At 65.1% G+C, this 16671-nt stretch carries 16 protein-coding genes; 10 read left to right on the forward strand and 6 right to left on the reverse strand.

Annotation, left to right across the window (positions count from 1 at the left end; translation table 11 throughout):
- Positions 1–43 precede the first annotated feature (43 nt).
- Both CH295_RS07070 and CH295_RS07075 read left to right on the forward strand, forming a co-directional pair.
- Positions 44–514: a hypothetical protein gene (locus tag CH295_RS07070; RefSeq protein ID WP_094740195.1), complete on the forward strand. Its 471-nt coding sequence runs from the start codon at positions 44–46 to the stop codon at positions 512–514.
- On the forward strand, positions 511–1176 hold the full coding sequence (locus CH295_RS07075) for a methyltransferase domain-containing protein (RefSeq protein WP_082323875.1): 666 nt from the start codon (positions 511–513) through the stop codon (positions 1174–1176). Before CH295_RS07070 ends, CH295_RS07075 begins: the two co-directional genes overlap by 4 nt.
- Here the strand turns inward: CH295_RS07075 and CH295_RS07080 are convergent.
- On the reverse strand, positions 1163–2446 hold the full coding sequence (locus CH295_RS07080) for a hypothetical protein (protein WP_252341944.1): 1284 nt from the start codon (positions 2444–2446) through the stop codon (positions 1163–1165). The two genes, CH295_RS07075 and CH295_RS07080, sit on opposite strands and share 14 nt — an antisense overlap.
- 112 nt (positions 2447–2558) lie before the next feature.
- Between CH295_RS07080 and CH295_RS07085 the strand changes: the two genes are divergently transcribed.
- From CH295_RS07085 to CH295_RS27725, 5 genes are all read left to right on the forward strand, one after another.
- The gene (locus CH295_RS07085) at positions 2559–3356 is read left to right on the forward strand and encodes an S-methyl-5'-thioadenosine phosphorylase (RefSeq protein ID WP_094740196.1); all 798 of its coding nucleotides are present in this window, start codon (positions 2559–2561) and stop codon (positions 3354–3356) included.
- The gene (locus CH295_RS07090) at positions 3353–4411 is read left to right on the forward strand and encodes an NAD-dependent epimerase/dehydratase family protein (protein WP_037195891.1); all 1059 of its coding nucleotides are present in this window, start codon (positions 3353–3355) and stop codon (positions 4409–4411) included. Before CH295_RS07085 ends, CH295_RS07090 begins: the two co-directional genes overlap by 4 nt.
- Positions 4404–5057: a glycosyltransferase gene (locus CH295_RS07095; RefSeq protein WP_037195893.1), complete on the forward strand. Its 654-nt coding sequence runs from the start codon at positions 4404–4406 to the stop codon at positions 5055–5057. Before CH295_RS07090 ends, CH295_RS07095 begins: the two co-directional genes overlap by 8 nt.
- Positions 5054–5704: a TIGR04282 family arsenosugar biosynthesis glycosyltransferase gene (locus tag CH295_RS07100; RefSeq protein WP_037195895.1), complete on the forward strand. Its 651-nt coding sequence runs from the start codon at positions 5054–5056 to the stop codon at positions 5702–5704. Before CH295_RS07095 ends, CH295_RS07100 begins: the two co-directional genes overlap by 4 nt.
- A 196-nt stretch (positions 5705–5900) precedes the next feature.
- Positions 5901–6062: a hypothetical protein gene (locus CH295_RS27725; RefSeq protein WP_170945786.1), complete on the forward strand. Its 162-nt coding sequence runs from the start codon at positions 5901–5903 to the stop codon at positions 6060–6062.
- 6 nt (positions 6063–6068) lie between these two features.
- On the opposite strand, the gene CH295_RS07110 is transcribed toward CH295_RS27725, so the two are convergent.
- Entirely contained in the window at positions 6069–6503 is a 435-nt protein-coding gene (locus tag CH295_RS07110; RefSeq protein ID WP_094740197.1) for a MarR family winged helix-turn-helix transcriptional regulator, read from the reverse strand.
- Positions 6504–6680: 177 nt separating this feature from the next.
- Between CH295_RS07110 and CH295_RS07115 the strand changes: the two genes are divergently transcribed.
- From CH295_RS07115 to CH295_RS07125, 3 genes are all read left to right on the forward strand, one after another.
- The gene (locus CH295_RS07115; protein ID WP_094635365.1) at positions 6681–7751 is read left to right on the forward strand and encodes a glycoside hydrolase family 183 protein; all 1071 of its coding nucleotides are present in this window, start codon (positions 6681–6683) and stop codon (positions 7749–7751) included.
- Positions 7752–7774: 23 nt separating this feature from the next.
- A complete protein-coding gene (locus CH295_RS07120) occupies positions 7775–8398 on the forward strand; it encodes a class I SAM-dependent methyltransferase (protein ID WP_094740198.1) in 624 nt (207 codons plus the stop codon).
- 79 nt (positions 8399–8477) lie between these two features.
- Entirely contained in the window at positions 8478–10313 is a 1836-nt protein-coding gene (locus CH295_RS07125; RefSeq protein WP_037195902.1) for an acyl-CoA dehydrogenase, read from the forward strand.
- Positions 10314–10548: 235 nt separating this feature from the next.
- Here the strand turns inward: CH295_RS07125 and CH295_RS07130 are convergent, their stop codons facing one another.
- From CH295_RS07130 to CH295_RS07150, 4 genes are all read right to left on the reverse strand, one after another.
- A complete protein-coding gene (locus tag CH295_RS07130) occupies positions 10549–11520 on the reverse strand; it encodes a hypothetical protein (RefSeq protein WP_141216976.1) in 972 nt (323 codons plus the stop codon).
- A 634-nt stretch (positions 11521–12154) separates the two neighbouring features.
- Complete coding sequence (locus CH295_RS07140) at positions 12155–12646, reverse strand: flavin reductase family protein (RefSeq protein WP_094740200.1); 492 nt, start codon at positions 12644–12646, stop codon at positions 12155–12157.
- A 148-nt stretch (positions 12647–12794) separates the two neighbouring features.
- Positions 12795–15116, reverse strand: a complete 2322-nt coding sequence (locus CH295_RS07145) for a VanW family protein (RefSeq protein WP_252341945.1) — start codon at positions 15114–15116, stop codon at positions 12795–12797.
- Between the two features lie 228 nt (positions 15117–15344).
- The gene (locus tag CH295_RS07150) at positions 15345–16649 is read right to left on the reverse strand and encodes a PucR family transcriptional regulator (RefSeq protein ID WP_288143177.1); all 1305 of its coding nucleotides are present in this window, start codon (positions 16647–16649) and stop codon (positions 15345–15347) included.
- Between the last annotated feature and the right edge of the window lie 22 nt (positions 16650–16671).

Consider the following 16671-nt stretch of genomic DNA (forward strand, 5'->3'; position numbering starts at 1 on the left):
TCTCGCGCACGGGTGTTTGCATCGCACGGTCAGGAGCCCGAAGATGAGAGCGTTCACGAAGATCTACGGCGGACACCCGCTGCATGCGGTCGGTCTGCTGCTCTCGTTCGCCCTCGTCGGCTACGTCGTCGCACTAGCAGGGCCGCAGACACTGTGGAACAGCGACGTGTGGTGGAAATCCGTTCTCGTGTGGTTCTTCGGATCGGTACTGCTGCACGACGCCGTACTGTTCCCGCTCTACTCGCTGGCCGATCGGCTGATCACCGGCATTCCACGCGGCCGCCTGGCCGTGTCGCCGGTGAATTTCGTTCGAGTTCCCGCTCTCGGGACAGCACTGACGTTTCTGATGTTCTTCCCCGGGATACTCTCCCAGGGCGCGGAGTCGTATCGGGCCGCAACCGGTTTGACCCAGGAACCCTTTCTCGGACGTTGGCTAGCGCTGACCGCGGTGTTGTTCACCGTGAGCGCCGCCGCCTACTTCATTCGATGGACCCTCGTACGGAGCCGAGCATGAGCGTCACCGCCGATACACTCTTCAACCGCGCAGCAGCCGGACTACCTTGCTGGATAGGTGATTCCGACGGCAGCAGGCAGCAGCTTCCCACCGCACGGTGGATGGGTGGCAGCGCCTCGTCAGCCGAGGATCGCCGCGCGGACCACGCCATGCTCAGCCGCTGTACCGGGTCCACGATCGACCTCGGCTGCGGTCCGGGTCGACTCACCGAAGCGCTTGCTCGACGCGGTGTTTCGGCACTCGGTGTCGACACCTCCCGAGCAGCAGTCGATCTGACCATCGGACGCGGCGGCAACGCCGTTCTCCGCGACCTCTTCGAGCCACTGCCCGACACCGGCAACTGGTCGTGTGTCCTCCTCGCGGACGGAAACATCGGCATCGGCGGAGACCCGGTGCGACTGCTCCGCCGGGCAGCCGACCTGCTCGCACCCCACGGAGCCGTCATCGCCGAAGTGGATGCGCCCAGCAACACGGGAATTCGGCACCGCACCGTGCGATGGGAAACCGACACCATGGTCGGCGACTGGTTCGCCTGGTCGAGTGTCAGCGCCGACGCCACCGCGGATCTCGCCAACGCCGCAGGCTTGCGAGTTGTAGACGTGGCACCGATCGACGGGCGCTGGTTCGCTCAGATGACGCTGGCTCCGCTCACCAGTTCGTGAACAGCAGATGATTGATCGCCAACGCACCGATCACCTGCAGCGCCAACCAGAAACGATGCGTCCGCATCGGCAACACTGCGGGCGCGATCAGCATCCACATCGCGAAGGGCAGCCAGATTCTCTCGGTCTCTGCCTTGCTCAACTGGCTCAGATCCGCCATCACCACCGCCGCGATCGCCGCGATCACCAACAGATTGATCGGCTGGAGCCGAGTGAGTATCCGCGGGAACGCAGCGGGCACAGCAACACCCAACGCGCAGAACAGTGCCGCGAAGTTCGCCCAGCCCCAGTACTCGAACGGGCGGTCCTTCGCGATGCCCTGGTAGTAGCGCTCCTGCACCAGTTCGTACCCGTCGTACCACCAGAATCCGTACGCGGTGAAGATCCCCGCAACGATCAGCGCACCGATCAGCGCGCCGACGAACGGCAGAATCTTTCGCCCGGCGATCAGCACCGCGACGGCGGGCAGACCCATCAGCACCAACCCGTAGTTGAGATACACGCCGAAGCCGAGCAGTACCCCCGCGCCGATCGACGCGGGCCACAGGTAGCGCTTCGTCGAAATCGCCAGCAGCGCAATTCCCCACGCGGCGACACCGGCATAGACCGCATCGGCAGAGACGGCGATCCAGATCGCTGCCGGGGCAATGGCCACGAACGGTGCTGCACGCCGCGCCATGTTCTCGTCGCCGAGTACCCGGAGTGTCAGTACCAGCGCCACAGCGGCACTCGTGCCGACCAGTACACAGAGCGTCGCCGCCCAGGCTCCACCGCCGAGGCCGAGACGGTCGAGCCAGACGAAGGTGAGCAACGCGCCGGGTGGATGACCCGACACGTGCGTCGTCCACGAATCGGCCTGGTAGTCCAGAATGCGGTCGGAGAACCCGCGAAGCGTGGCGGGAATGTCGGTGATGCCGGGCACCTCGTGCAGGTACTCGTCCGTCGATGCCAGCCGGTTCACAAAGCCGCGCTTCCAACCGTCCACCATCGCCAACGACATCGCCCAGGCCGCCGACGCACCCCACACGACGAACAACAGTCGCGTCCACGACAGTCGGCGTGCCACCGTCGGCCCCCACAACACGGTGGCCACGGCGATCAGGACGGCTACGGGAGTTCCCCATCCCACATGAATCTCGCGGAAGCCGAACAGCGGTGCTGCATCGGCGAAATCACGCACCTGCTGCGGAGTTCTGTTGATGATGGGGGTGACGAGTTCGTTTCCCAAGTACGGAACGACGAACGCGACCACCACGAGCACGACGGCCAACGTGCCGGCGACGGCTTCTCTCCGGTAACGGATAGTCTTTTCTCCCTGCGGACTTGAAGGCGACCACGACTTCGGACCAGCATATCGACCCACGGTGATGGAGGATGAGTAGATGGACAACGACGCGACGGGGCGGGCCGAGATAGCCGTCATCGGCGGCAGCGGCTTCTATTCGTTCTTCGGCGGTGACGCCGAGGAGGTAGTGCTGGACACGCCCTACGGCACTCCGAGCGCCCCGATCACGTTGGGCGAGGTGGAAGGTCGGCGAGTCGCGTTCCTGCCCAGACACGGACGAAACCACGAGTACTCGCCGCACACGTTGCCGTATCGCGCCAACATGTGGGCGCTGCGGATGCTCGGAGTGCGGCGAGTGTTCGCCCCGTGTGCGGTCGGGTCCCTGGTGTCCGAGTACGGCCCGGGCACCGTCGTGATTCCCGATCAACTCGTCGACCGAACCTCCGGGCGCGCGCAGACCTACTTCGACCAGGGCGGGATTCACGTCGAATTCGCAGACCCGTACTGCCCCACGTTGAGGAAGTCCGCGGTCCAGGACGCGGCGATCGACGGCGGCGTCATGGTCGTCGTCGAAGGTCCTCGGTTCTCCACTCGTGCCGAGAGTCAGTGGTTCGCCCGCCAGGGTTGGACGCTGGTGAACATGACCGGCCACCCCGAGGCGGTCCTGGCTCGTGAACTCGAGCTCTGCTACGCACCGATCGCGTTGGTGACCGACCTCGACGCCGGCATCGAGTCCGGTCAGGGCGTCAAGGCGGTGGACGTGTTCGCCGAATTCCAGAAGAACATCGAGCCGCTCAAGGCACTGGTGCGCTCGGCCATCTCCGACGCTCCCACCGGCGACTGCCCCACGTGTCGGGTGCACACCGGCCTGACGCTGCCGATCGAACTGCCATGACGCGGGTACTGCTCACCGGCGCAGCCGGATTCATCGGTGGACACATTCTCGATGCGGCAGCCGGCTCCGGCCACGAGGTCGTTGCCGTCGACGCCATGTTGGAATCGGCTCACGGCCCAGGAGCGCGAGCCGACGGGATCATCGATCTCGATGTGCGCGACAAGGACTCGCTCGTCGACGCACTGCGCGGGGTGGACGTCGTGTGTCACCAGGCCGCTGTCGTCGGAGCAGGCGTCGACGCCGCAGATGCCCCGGCTTACGCCAGCCACAACGACTACGGGACGGCGGTTCTGCTCGCCGCGATGTACGAGGCGGGCTGTTCTCGCCTGGTTCTCGCCTCGTCGATGGTCGTCTACGGCGAAGGGCGATACATCAATTCGTCCGGCGAGACCGTCGTTCCCCGTCCCCGCACTCGCGCCGACCTCGACGCGGGATTGTTCGACAATCGAGACCCGGCATCCGGCGAGCCTCTCGATTGGCTTCTGGTCGAAGAAGATTCGACGCTGGAGCCCAGAAGTATCTACGCCGCGAGCAAACTGGCCCAGGAGAACTACGCCTCCGCATGGGCGGTGTCCACGGGTGGCTCGGTGGTCGCACTGCGCTACCACAACGTCTACGGACCGAACATGCCACGCAACACCCCGTATTCCGGTGTGGCAGCGATGTTCCGGTCGTCTCTGGAACTCGGTCGGGCCCCGACTGTCTACGAGGACGGCAAGCAGGCCCGCGATTTCGTGCACGTCCACGACGTAGCAGCCGCCAACATCGCGTCGATCGACGCGGAGGTCGACGGGTTCACCGCCCTCAACGTCTGCTCGGGGCAGCCGATCACCATCGGCGAGGTCGCCGGCATCCTCGCCGACGCACGCGGCGGGCCGACACCCGAGATCACCGGACGCTACCGAGCGGGCGACGTACGGCACATCGTCGCCAGTTCCCGACTGGCCGAAGAGACACTGGGATTCCGCGCGAAGATCATGCCGAGGGACGGTCTCACCGCCTTCGCCGACGCACCGTTGCGCGACGCCGAAGGAACGGGACCACCCCGTGTCTGAACAGGAATCGGTCACCGTCGTCATCCCCTGCATGAACGAGGCCGAATCGCTTCCGGCAGTGCTCGATTCGGTACCGGCGGGCTACCTGACGATCGTGGTGGACAACAACTCGACCGACGCCACCGCCGCTGTGGCCACTGCCCACGGAGCAACAGTGGTCTCCGAAACGGTGCCCGGCTACGGCGCAGCAGTGCACGCAGGCGTCGTCGCGGCCGACACCGACATCGTCTGCGTCCTCGACGGAGACGGCTCGATGGATCCACGCGATCTGCCGACCCTAGTGGCGGCCCTGGATCACGCGGACCTCGCCGTCGGTCGCCGCCGACCGGCGAAGGGAAGCTCTCCTCTGCACGCCAGAATCGGCAATGCCGTTCTCTCGCTTCGGCTTCGAACCAAGTACAAGCTGCCGGTACACGACCTGGGAGCCATCCGCGCGGTACGCCGCCAGGCCTTGCTCGACCTCGACGTCACCGACCGCCGCTCGGGCTACCCCCTGCAGTTGCTCGTACTGGCGTCCGAAGCCGGCTGGACCGTCGTCGAACACGACGTGGACTACCGGCCACGGACAGCCGGCACGTCCAAGGTCTCGGGCTCGGTGAAGGGGACGATCGTCGCCGTGCGAGATTTCTGGAAGGTGCTCTCGTGACCGTCACCGCTCTCGTCGTCGCCAAAGCCCCCGTTCCCGGGCTGGCCAAGACACGCCTCGCCGCCACGATCGGCAACGCCGCCGCAGCCGATCTGGCCGCGGCCTCGCTGCTGGACACCCTCGACGCCGTCTCGGCCGCCGACGTCGACCGCCGTGTCGTGGCCCTCACCGGCACCCTCGCCGACGCGGCTCGTGCCGAGGAACTCACCCGGGCCCTGGCGTCGTTCACGGTGATCCCGCAGCGCGGCGACGGGTTGGGCGAACGACTGGCGAACGCACACGCCGACGCGGCCACCACCGGAGCAACTCTGCAGATCGGCATGGACACCCCGCAGGTGACGGCGCAATTACTGTCCGACGCGGCCGCGTTGCTCGGTAGCAGCGACGTACTGGGATCGGCCGAGGACGGTGGCTGGTGGGCGTTGGGCCTGCGCAACCCCGACCTCGCACGGTCCTTGCTCGACGTGCCCATGTCTGCGCCGTCGACGGGCACCGACACACTCGAGGCTCTGACCGCCGCAGGAGCGTCGATCACCATGCTCCCCGAATTACGCGATGTCGATTTCGAGTCCGATCTCGACGCCGTCGCGCAATTGTGCATACCGACCAGCCGTTTCCGTATTGCCGTCACGCAATTGGAAAATTGATCGGTCGCTCGGCGCGTTCCGGTAGGTCCGTTCACACCGAAAATCCATTCGCGGCACGGAATCTCCACATCCGTTGTGGAACAGTGCGTTCGATCTGTCCGAATTGCCGGACCGTACACGACCAATTTCGAATTGCAACAAAGCCGAACCACCGTTTCACGGTGATTTCACAGACACAGGTGCTAGAAAGTGTGACATGACCGGGTTGTTGATAGGCGTAGCCGTGTGGATGGTGGTGGCGATACTCGTCGCCGTCGTCCTCGGCCGCGTCGCGCGCCGGGGTGACTCCGAAGAATTGGGGTCCACCATCGAATGGGACGTCGACACTCTGGATCACGAAGTTCACCACGAAAACTGAGGGTGTTCAGTCGACCCGTTCGACGATCTGGGTCAGAATTCGAGCCGCTGCGGCCAGAGTCTCCCGCTGCTGCGGCGTCAACGCGTCCAATTGCTCCGCGAGCGCCATTTCCCGAGCGGCTACTTCCCGACGCGCGGTCGCCGTCCCCGCATCGGTAAGCCGCAGAACCACCTGCCTTCCGTCCGTCGGATGCGGCTCCCGGCACATGAGCCCCGACTCGACCAAGGCATGCGACGACCTGGACACCGACGGCGGCTTGATCCGCTCTCGGGCCGCCAACTCCCCCGTCGTCATCGGCCCCTCACGGAGCAACGTCGTCAGAATCGACAGGTGAGCGACGGGCAATCTGTCACTGGAATGGCGCAGACGGAGCCTCCGATTCAGCCGCATCGCACTGACGGACAAATCCCTCGCCAGCCGGGAATCGGGCAGATCACTCACGCTCTCCAGATTACGACACCGAGGTGCATTCGCCCGATTTCTCGAAACAGCGAATCTCCCGATTTATCCCCCCTCGAACAAACCGCTGATATGGTTCTCCTCGATTACCGGGGAGTGAATCGAAATCGGGAGAACGTCGTGAGTCGCGTGGGTTCCAGAGTATTGACCGTTGCCGTCATGGCCGTTGCCACATCGCTGCTGGTCACCGGGCCCAACGCACTCGCCAATCCCAACGCGGTCAATCCCATTGCCGGACTCAACGGCACGTTCGGGCTCCCGCAACTGCAGGGTCGCGCACAAGCCGTCGCTCAGGTCACCGGGATGTCGAGCCCCAACAACACCCAGAACGTCAACATGATCGGCACCGATCTCGGCATCATGTGGGACAACGGCCGCGGCGAGGTACTGACGGCCTTCGGCGACACCGCCGGTCTCGGCGTACCCAACCTCCTGCAGGGCAGCCTGTGGTCGTGGCGCAGCAACGCCATCGTGCGTAGCAACGACCGCAACCTCGCCGACGGCATGAACTTCGACAGCGTCGTACTCGACCCCATCGGCCAGACCAAAGAGGTCGTCCCCAGCCCCAAGATCCCGTTCGTCGAGATCAGCCGAATCCCGACGGCAGGCGTGGCCGTCGGCGACAGTCAGTACCTGAACCTGATGTCCGTGAAGAACTGGGGACCCGCAGGAACCTGGGAGACCAACTTCTCCGGCCTGGCAGTGTCGAACGACAACGGAGAGAACTGGGCAGCACTGCCCGAGACCCAGCGGCCCAGCGTCGGCGGCGACCGTAACTTCCAGCAGAGCGCCTACCTGAAGGACGGCGGTTACGTCTACCAGTACGGCACCCCGCCCGGCCGCTTCAACCTCGGTCACGTCGCCCGCGTCAAGGAACAGGACATCGCCAGGCTCGGCGAATACGAGTACTGGACCGGGCAGGACTGGAAGAAGGGTGACCCGGCCGCAGCCGCACCCATCGTCGGCGGCGTCGGCGAACTGTCCGTCGCATACAACGCGACCCTCGGTCAGTACCTGATGATGACGACCGACAACGCCAACTCGATCGTGCTTCGACGCTCGCCGTCGCCCGTCGGGCCGTGGAGCGCGCCGGAGGTTCTGGTCGACACCCGCGAGGTCAGCTCCATCTACGCGCCGTACATCCACCCCTACTCGACCGGCCGCGACCTGTACTTCCTCGCCACCGTCTACCAGAACTACAACGTACTGCTGCTGCGCGCGACGCTGTAGGAACCCCCACTAGGCTTCCCCGGGTGGACGCCGCAGAGTGGGATCGCAAGTACGAAGGCCGAGAACTCGTCTACGGCGAGGCACCGAACGCAACGGTGGTGGAAGTCGCGACGACGCTGAAACGTGGTCGGGCACTCGATCTCGCGGCCGGACAGGGTCGAAATGCCATCTGGTTGGCAACCCGCGGCTGGACCGTCGACGCCGTCGATTTCTCCTCGGTCGCACTGACGAAGGCAAGTCGTGTTGCCGCTTCGGCACCGCGATCGGTGCGCGAACGCCTGACCTGGGTCCACGCCGATGTGACGCAGTTGTCAACAGAACCGAACTATGACCTGGTTCTCATGTTGTACCTCCACCTGCCCCCGGAGGAGCGGCAGGCGGCCGTTTCGAGGGCGGTGTCGGCACTGAAACCTGACGGAATCCTCATGATTCTCGGACACCACGCCGCAAACATCGAGTCCGGCGTCGGCGGCCCACAGGAAGCCGAAATCCTTTACACGCCAGAGGATTTGGCGTCGGACATCGGTACTCGACTGACCGTCCTCACCGCCGAGAACCGCTATCGCGACGTGACCGGCGGCACAGCGATCGATGCACTGCTACTGGCGAGTAGGTCTCCCCTTGGCAGCGAACCGGATCGCGGGTAATATCCCTTAAGTTACCGACGAGTAGCTAACTTGGGCGGTACTCACGAGACCGCACCACCGACTGGAGAGCGAACGAGCAATGGGCCATTACAAGAGCAACCTTCGGGACCTCGAGTTCAACCTCTTCGAGCTCTTCGGACTCGACGAGACACTCGAAGGCGACAACTTCGGTGACATGGACGGCGAAGTTGCCCGCGACATGCTGCGTGAGGTCGTGCGCCTGGCCGAGGGACCGCTGGCCGAGTCCTTCGCGGACGCCGACCGCAACCCGCCCGTCTTCGATCCCGAAACCCACAGCCTGAAGCTGCCCGACTCCTTCAAGAAGTCGTTCAAGGCGCTCTACGACGGCGAGTGGTGGCGTGTCGGTCTCGACGAGGAAATCGGCGGCATGCCCGCCCCCCGCAACCTCCTGTGGGGCATCAACGAGATGCTCCTCGGCTCACAGCCCGCGGCATTCATGTACTCCGCAGGCCCCGGCTTCGCGAACATCCTGTTCCACAACGGAACCGACGAGCAGAAGGAATGGGCCAAGGTCATCGTCGAGCGCGGCTGGGGTGCCACGATGGTCCTCACCGAGCCCGATGCCGGATCCGACGTCGGCGCAGGCCGCACCAAGGCGATCAAGCAGGACGACGGCTCGTGGCACATCGAGGGCGTCAAGCGCTTCATCACCTCGGCCGTCTCCGACGACCTGTTCGAGAACATCTTCCACCTCGTACTCGCTCGTCCCGAAGGTGCCGGACCGGGCACCAAGGGCTTGAGCCTGTTCTTCGTACCGTCCGTCCTCTTCGACTTCGAGAAGGGCGAGCTGGGCGAGCGCAACGGCGCATTCGTCACCGGCGTCGAGCACAAGATGGGCCTCAAGGCCTCCGCCACCTGTGAGCTCACCTTCGGTGGCCACGGCGTCCCCGCCAAGGGCTGGCTCGTCGGCGAGGTCCACAAGGGCATCGCGCAGATGTTCGACGTCATCGAGCACGCTCGAATGATGGTGGGCACCAAGGCAATCGGCACCCTCTCCACCGGCTACCTCAACGCACTCGAGTACGCCAAGGAGCGCGTCCAGGGCGCAGACCTGACGCAGATGACCGACAAGACCGCTCCGCGCGTCACCATCACCCACCACCCCGACGTGCGTCGCAGCCTGATGATGCAGAAGGCCTACTCGGAGGGCCTGCGCGCGGTGTACCTCTACACCGCAGCGCACCAGGATCCCGTCACCGCCAAGCAGGTCTCGGACGCCGACGCAGACATCGCATACCGCGTCAACGACCTCCTGCTGCCCATCGTCAAGGGCGTCGGCTCCGAAATCGCCTACCAGGTACTCGCAGAATCCCTGCAGACCCTCGGCGGCTCCGGATTCCTGCAGGACTACCCCCTCGAGCAGTACATCCGCGACGCCAAGATCGACTCGCTGTACGAAGGAACCACCGCCATCCAGGCGCAGGACTTCTTCTTCCGCAAGATCGCCCGCGACCGCGGCGTAGCACTGGCTCACGTTGCCGGACAGATCAAGTCGTTCATCGACAGCGAAGCAGGAAACGGCCGCCTCAAGGCCGAGCGTGCACTGCTCGCCACCGCACTCGAAGACGTGCAGGCCATCGTCACCTCGATGACCCAGCACCTCATGGGCGCACAGGACCAGCCCACCGAGCTGTACAAGGTCGGCCTGGCATCGGTGCGATTCCTCATGGGCTTCGGCGACCTGCTCATCGGTTGGCTGCTGCTGCGTCAGTCCGAAATCGCCATCGCCGCACTCGACAACGGCGCAGAGGGCAAGGACAAGGCGTTCTACGAAGGCAAGGTCGCAGTGGCCTCGTTCTTCGCCAAGAACATCCTGCCGCAGCTCACCTCCACCCGCGCAATCCTCACCAACATCGACAACGACATCATGGAACTGGACGAAGCAGCATTCTGATTCCCTGAACTCACAACGGCCGCACCTGTTCTCGGGTGCGGCCGTTGTCGTGTGCGGGGGTCGGGGTTGCGGGGCTCGGCTGCGGCAAACGCGCACGCGTTTGCCTGAGTTGCGGAGTGCGACCCCCCAGGCTGCCGCAAATGCGCGCGCGTTTGTCCGTATTGCGGAGTGCGAACCCCGGGGCTACCGCAAATGCGCGCGCGTTTGTCAGATGCGCGCGAATTCTGCAGGATTTTCAGGCAATTTCACGCGCGTTCGGCAGATGCGCGCGCGTTTGTCGGCCGCACGGCGTTCCCCGCACGCTCCCCCGCGGTGGCGGCAGGGCTGCAGCCCTCTCCACAGCTCGGGCTACGCGTGCCACCAGCTCCGCCGGATTCCCAAGGTCTGCCCAGGTCCAGCGCACCACGGGATAGCCGAGATCGCGCATCGCGTCCTCCCGCACCTTCTCCCTGAAGACCACGTCGCCGGGGTTCTCATCCTGCCGTAGGTACTTGGTGTACTTGGCTTTACCATCGAACTCGCAGACGACGACGCCATTGACAAGCCAGTCGACCCGCGCCAACGATCGTCCGTCCGCATCCAGGATCTCCACCTGTGACTCGACGTCGAATCCATTCTCGCGCAGAATGATTCGACTCTGAGATTCGCCGGGGTTTTCGCTCCGCCCGTCCATGAGGGACACGGCTCGTCGCGCCTGCGCCACACCTTTCCATCCCCGAGCACGCTGCAACTCCGCGTCGAGGTCCTGCGGATCGCAGCGCTTCAGAGCCGAGTCACCTGCGATCACCGCCGACAGAAGGGGCTCAGTACGGGCAAGGTCGACAACCGTCCGCGCCAACGAGGTCGCGGGAATTCCGTCGACGGTCGCGTACGGCACCCACGGCGCACAGTGCACGATCACCGCCGCGTTCGCGCGACCTCCGCCGCGGCGATGTCGGGTGACGTGGACCTTGTCGAATCCGCCAGTGGGTAACGGCAATCCGTGCAGTAGCGCCGCCGAACGGTGACTCACTGCGCTGCCCTCGGCCATCGTCGGAAATATGGCGTCGATCAACAGCCTATGGCGCTCCCGCTCCGAAAGGCCGGCAAGCCTCGACGACGGCACGTAGACGCCGTTCACCAAACGCTCCCATCCCTCGCGTTCGTACAGCGCCCGCAATTCGTGATCGGCGTGGCCATCGGCAAGCGCCTCCGAGCGTCGAACCATTCGATCATCCTTCATCCTGCGAGTCTCGACTACGCGCGCAACGACTCCGGGACGAAAGTAGCCACCTGTGCACAACTTCGGACCTGTGGACGAATACAGGTACGGGGGTACCAGTTCGCCACGCCGTCCGTCGCACAAACGCGCGCGCATTCGTCAGGTGCGCGCGGATTCGCCCACGATCAGGCCACCATTTCGCGCGCGTTCAGCAAACGCGCGCGCGTTTGCGGAATCCTGGGGAGCCGAAGCAGACGAGCGGGGACCGGGGAACAGGGGAACCGGGGAACCGGGGAACCGGGGAACCGAGGAACCGAGGAACCGAGGAACCGAGGAACCGAGGAACCGAGGAACCGAGGAACCGAGGAACCGAGAATACAAGGGAACAGGTCGACGGCGCATCGTATTGCGGGCCGACCCGACGAAGCGTCGAAGGCCGAAACGAACGCCGGTCCCACAAACGCGCGCGCATTCGTCAGGTGCGCGCAGAATCGCTCACGATCTCGCCGCTATTTTGCGCGCGTTCAGCAAATGCGCGCGCGTTTGCGTAGCTCGGGGAGCCGAATACGGAATCCTGGGGCCGGGCAGAACCGGGCAGAACAGGACCGGACCGAACAGGCCCAACGAAGTCGACCAGCCGCTACTGCTGCAGTTTGCGGAACTTGCTGCCGTGGAACACGATTGGGTTCACTTCGCTCTGCACGTCCAGGGAATGTGTGCGCAGCAACACTATTGCGTGGTCACCCGCGGGGATTTGCTGCTCGATGGTGGTGTCCAGCCATGCGGTGGCACCGACGATGAAGGCCGCACCCCCGTCGGTGACGGTGAGATCGAGGCCGGCGAACCGGTCACCGGTCTTGGCGGCCAGGGTACGGACGGCGTCGTTGTGCGCCTCACCGAGAACGCTGACGCCGATGTTGGGTGCCAACTCGAGTTTCGGCCATGTCGTCGACGTGTTCTGGATGCACACCGCCACCAGTGGTGGGTCGATGGACACCGATACGAAGCTGCTGGCCGCCAAGCCCACCAGGACGCCGTCGATCTTCGCGGCGATCGCGACGACGCCGCTCGGGAACTGCGCGTACGCCTCACGAAGCGTCTGCTGATCGAGGACGGTGCGTGTGAGCGCCATGGACGAAGCTCCCTTTCGATCTCGTGGTGCACCCCCGCGTGGGCACAGTTATATCGGGTGAACACCTACTGCAAGCAAACACCCGAACGGGCGGTGACGCCACAGTCCGAATCGACGTGATTCGAATGGCCATCCGGCGGTTGCGTCGTCACTCGTCTTCGTCCGGTTCCGGGGCAGGGTCCGCTGCGGGTGCCGGAGCGGGATCCGGGCGATCGGGCTGAACGCATCGGACAATGGGGATCGGGTCGTACTTCACCGTTCTGGTGTTCCGCGAAATTTCCCTGCCCGACGCGGCATCGCTGATCACCCTGGTGTCACTGGCGGTGAATCCTTGACCTCCGCCGGACGCAACGCAACCTTCGCCTGCGGGCAGTGTCACCGTGTTCGGTGAGGTGAAGTTGGTTCGCGAACCGGTGATCGATTCGACGTCGACCGTTTTCGTTCCCCACAGTCGGACGGTGACGCTGGACGAGTCGGCGAACGATTGGATGACCACGCCGGTGTCGTTCGGGTTGGTGAACTTCAGGTCGATGGCACCTTCGAAGACCGTCGCCTCGCGCGCCTCGGGGTATCGGCTGATGTAGTAACTGTGTTCGGTGTGGTCGGTGTCTTCCATGCCGCCGAAGTACGACGCGTTGTACAGCGTCGTCGCGAACTGACTGATGCCACCGCCGACGGCGCGATCGGGACGACCGTTGTCGATGATCCCCGACTCCACGAAGCCCTGCGCGCTGCCTCGGGGACCGGTGTACCCGTTGAGCGAGAACGTTTCTTTCGGCTTCACGAGCGCACCGTTCACGATCTGCGCCGTCAGCCCGATGTTGACGCCCGACGCGTACTCGAACCCGCCGGTGGTGTACTCGGCGATCACTTCTCGGACACCGAGATTCTGCGCGGCTTCGGTGGTGAGAGCGGGCGGGGCCGGTTCGTAGATCGCCTCGGTGGTGCGGGGTCCGTCCGCGGACAGCAGCGCGGGCAGCTGCTCGAGAGTCTTGCGCCACTCCACCAACTCGCCCATCTCACCGGGGACGACGGTCGGGGCACCGCCAGAGAAGGTGAACGACGCGTCCGTCGGCGGTACCTCGGTGCGCACGAGTTGCGGCGCGAGAATGCCTGTGGCGACGTCGGTGTCGTAGATCGGAGTCAGTCCGCCCTGGCCGTCCGGGTCGAAGCGCAGAACCTCGCCCACACGATCCGTCGGAAGGATCGCGTCGACGTTCTGCCTGCCCGCTACGGTCACCGGTGCCTCCACCGCAGGAACGGCGATGTCGGCGAACGCTCGATCCACAGCCTCCTGAGTCACCGTGACGGGTGTTGTTTCGTAGACCGCTTCCGTTGCGCCCGAGGCCCATTCGGCCTGCAGGTTTCGACGCGTCCCGTCGGCGTCGAGTACCCGTCCGGACAGCGGCGCAACGGCAATCGGTGCGCTGCCGTCGAACACGACGTCACCTTCGACGGGATCACGGTCGGTCTCGACGCGCAATCCGTCGACGGCAGCAGTGAGGGCTTGCTCGTCCGTGGTCGACACGACGCCGATCTCGCGGCTGCCGAACAACGACGTCAGACGAGTGATCGGATTGATCGGCTGCGATCCGGCGCGGTCGAGCGTCGCGTTCCAGTCCACACCGAGACCGGCAGCGGCAGGCAGTACCTCGACCTGTCGATCGCCGACGTCGACCGACACGGGCTGCTCGGCACGAGCACCCAACTCCGAGCGCAGGAGAGCTTCGGCGTCGGGGTGGCTCTTACCGCCGACCTCGATCCCGGCGACGGTGACGCCGCGGGGCACTCGATCGCTGGAGGTGATCCAATCCGCCGCGTACAGCAGCGTGAGAACTGCAACCACAGCGCCGGTTCCGATCGCGATCTTCCGCCACGGCGGTACGAACCCGGACCCGTCGCCGGGCGACGTTGCGCCGTCCTCCGGCGGAATCACGGGTGGTTGGACCGGCGACTCGGATTCGGGAGAAACAACCGTCTCGGTAGGAGCATCGGTATCAGCAGGAACATCGGCGTCGGCAGGAGCAACGGTGTCAGCGGGAACCACTGGCTGCGCGGGAACAACTGGCTGCGCGGGGACAACTGGCTGCGCGACGGTCGGCGACTCGTCGGCTACGGGCGGCTGCTGCGGGGCCGTGATCGGATCGGGCTCGGAGTCCTCCGGGACGACGGCTGCGGCGTGGGCTCCGGTGGCCTCGGCATCGTCGACGGCCGGATCTGTGGTAACCGGATCGGTGTCCTCGGACTCGGGCTCAGCGGTGTCGGCTTCCGCCTCCAGTGCCTGGTCAGGCTCTGTTTCCGGAACCTGCTCCGTTTCCGGAACCTGCTCGGCCTCGGATGTATGCTTCGAATCGGTCGCCTCGTCGCGGATCGCACCGAAAACCTCGGTGGGAGCGTCGTACGGCGGTACGTCGGGTTTCGGTTCGGCACCGTTGGGTGCGTCACCCGACCTACTGTTGCCCTCGCTCACGTTCGACCCTTCCAGGACCACCGTTGGTTGTTGTTCCGCCCTTCTGCACGGCGTACCCCTCGCACGAGCTTACGCAAACCGAACGGTGACGCTCACTCGGAGACCATCGGCACAGAAACGAGAAAGGCCCCGCGCTGCTGCCGGGTCGGGGGTCAGGCAGCAGCACGGAGCCACTCGGAATATAGGCACACCGCACCACGCCGTTACACCGACTTCGAAATTGTCTCGTCAATTCATTCGGTTGAATGATCCACGGGGTGTCGAACTGTCCCCTTGCCCGACGGCTCGGGTCCAATGTCCCGTCCTGACCAGTGCCAGCGTGAGCAAGAGCCGATCTCGCGGATCGGTCAGATCTTGCCCGGTCAACTCCTCGATTCGGTGGACCCGGTAGATCACGGTGTTCCGGTGGCAGTAGAGCGCCTTGGCCGCATTGGTGGGCGAACCGTCCGACGCGAGCATGTGCGCCAGGGTGTCGAGCAGCGTTCCTCGATGTGGCTCCGGGTGCGTCCACAGTTTTCCCAGAGCGTGACGCACCAGCAACTCCGACGATCGATCGTCGGCCGCCATGATCACGCGGGGCAGTCGGTCCGTCGCCAAGGCCACGCCGCTGTCTTCGGTGATGGTCTCGGCCGTCAACGCCGCGAGGCGATACGCCGCAGCGAACGACGACAGACCCTCCGGCGAATGCGCAACACCCACCGGCCCGACGGCCCGAGCAGCGAGAGCGTCGACGACAGAGTTCCACGATCCCGTTCCGAGTGCGACGAGCGCGAACTGGTGGCCGTCCCTGGTGTTCCAATGCGAGACCGCACCGATCTGATCCAACGCGTCCTCGGGTGCCGGGAGCGGCGGCGACCCCTGATCGTCGAGCGGACCGACGACACACGCGATCTGCTGCGAGGCCGAAAGGCCAAGGGTGGCACGTGCTTCCATGACGAACGCCGGATCACCGCCTCGCCCCGATCGAAGGCCGTCGAGTATCACCAGAACGTTGGCGAGATCGCGCTGCTGCATCCGGGCGCTTTCCTGCCGGTATGCCTCGACGAGGGTTTCGTACTGACTGTCGAGTGCGCGCCACAGCTGTTGACCCGCCACGAGCAGTAGATGCTCGTCGATGCTGGTTCGACACTGCTCGCGCTCGAGCATCAGCTCCTCCCACAGCGTCCGACTCCCCAGCGTGTACGCCTTGAGCACCAGTTCCATCGGAATCCCCTGGCGTGCACGCTCTCTGCCGGTACGACGCCACACCTCGCGCGCGTTGTCGCCCGCGGCGGGCAGCCCCGACAGGGTGCGGAGACCTTGATTGATGTGCTCGCGAGTGCTGCGACGAATTTCGCCTGCGATGTCCGGAGTGGAGCTGGCCAGGTAGGCGGGCTCCTGCTCGATCAACGCCAGCGTGATGGAGTCCGCGATCGAATCCGCTCGTGAGGTCAGTGCTGCCCACGCGCGTCGGATCTGTTCCTGGTCGGAGTCCGTCACCGCTCCGCGAGCAGCGGAACGCGCCGATGCGCGTCGACCATCGGGGGCACCCACCTGCACAGTTTTGCGCACTGAG

Origin of the sequence: Rhodococcus sp. 14-2483-1-2 (genome assembly GCF_002259405.1) — a bacterium.
Classification (GTDB): domain Bacteria; phylum Actinomycetota; class Actinomycetes; order Mycobacteriales; family Mycobacteriaceae; genus Rhodococcoides.

Coding starts and splice junctions, on each gene's coding strand:
- CH295_RS07070 (WP_094740195.1), top strand. CDS start 44: ATGAGAGCGTTCACGAAGATCTACGGCGGACACCCGCTGCATGCGGTC.
- CH295_RS07075 (WP_082323875.1), top strand. CDS start 511: ATGAGCGTCACCGCCGATACACTCTTCAACCGCGCAGCAGCCGGACTA.
- CH295_RS07085 (WP_094740196.1), top strand. CDS start 2,559: ATGGACAACGACGCGACGGGGCGGGCCGAGATAGCCGTCATCGGCGGC.
- CH295_RS07090 (WP_037195891.1), top strand. CDS start 3,353: ATGACGCGGGTACTGCTCACCGGCGCAGCCGGATTCATCGGTGGACAC.
- CH295_RS27725 (WP_170945786.1), top strand. CDS start 5,901: ATGACCGGGTTGTTGATAGGCGTAGCCGTGTGGATGGTGGTGGCGATA.
- CH295_RS07115 (WP_094635365.1), top strand. CDS start 6,681: ATGGCCGTTGCCACATCGCTGCTGGTCACCGGGCCCAACGCACTCGCC.
- CH295_RS07125 (WP_037195902.1), top strand. CDS start 8,478: ATGGGCCATTACAAGAGCAACCTTCGGGACCTCGAGTTCAACCTCTTC.
- CH295_RS07130 (WP_141216976.1), bottom strand. CDS start 11,520: ATGGTTCGACGCTCGGAGGCGCTTGCCGATGGCCACGCCGATCACGAA.
- CH295_RS07140 (WP_094740200.1), bottom strand. CDS start 12,646: ATGGCGCTCACACGCACCGTCCTCGATCAGCAGACGCTTCGTGAGGCG.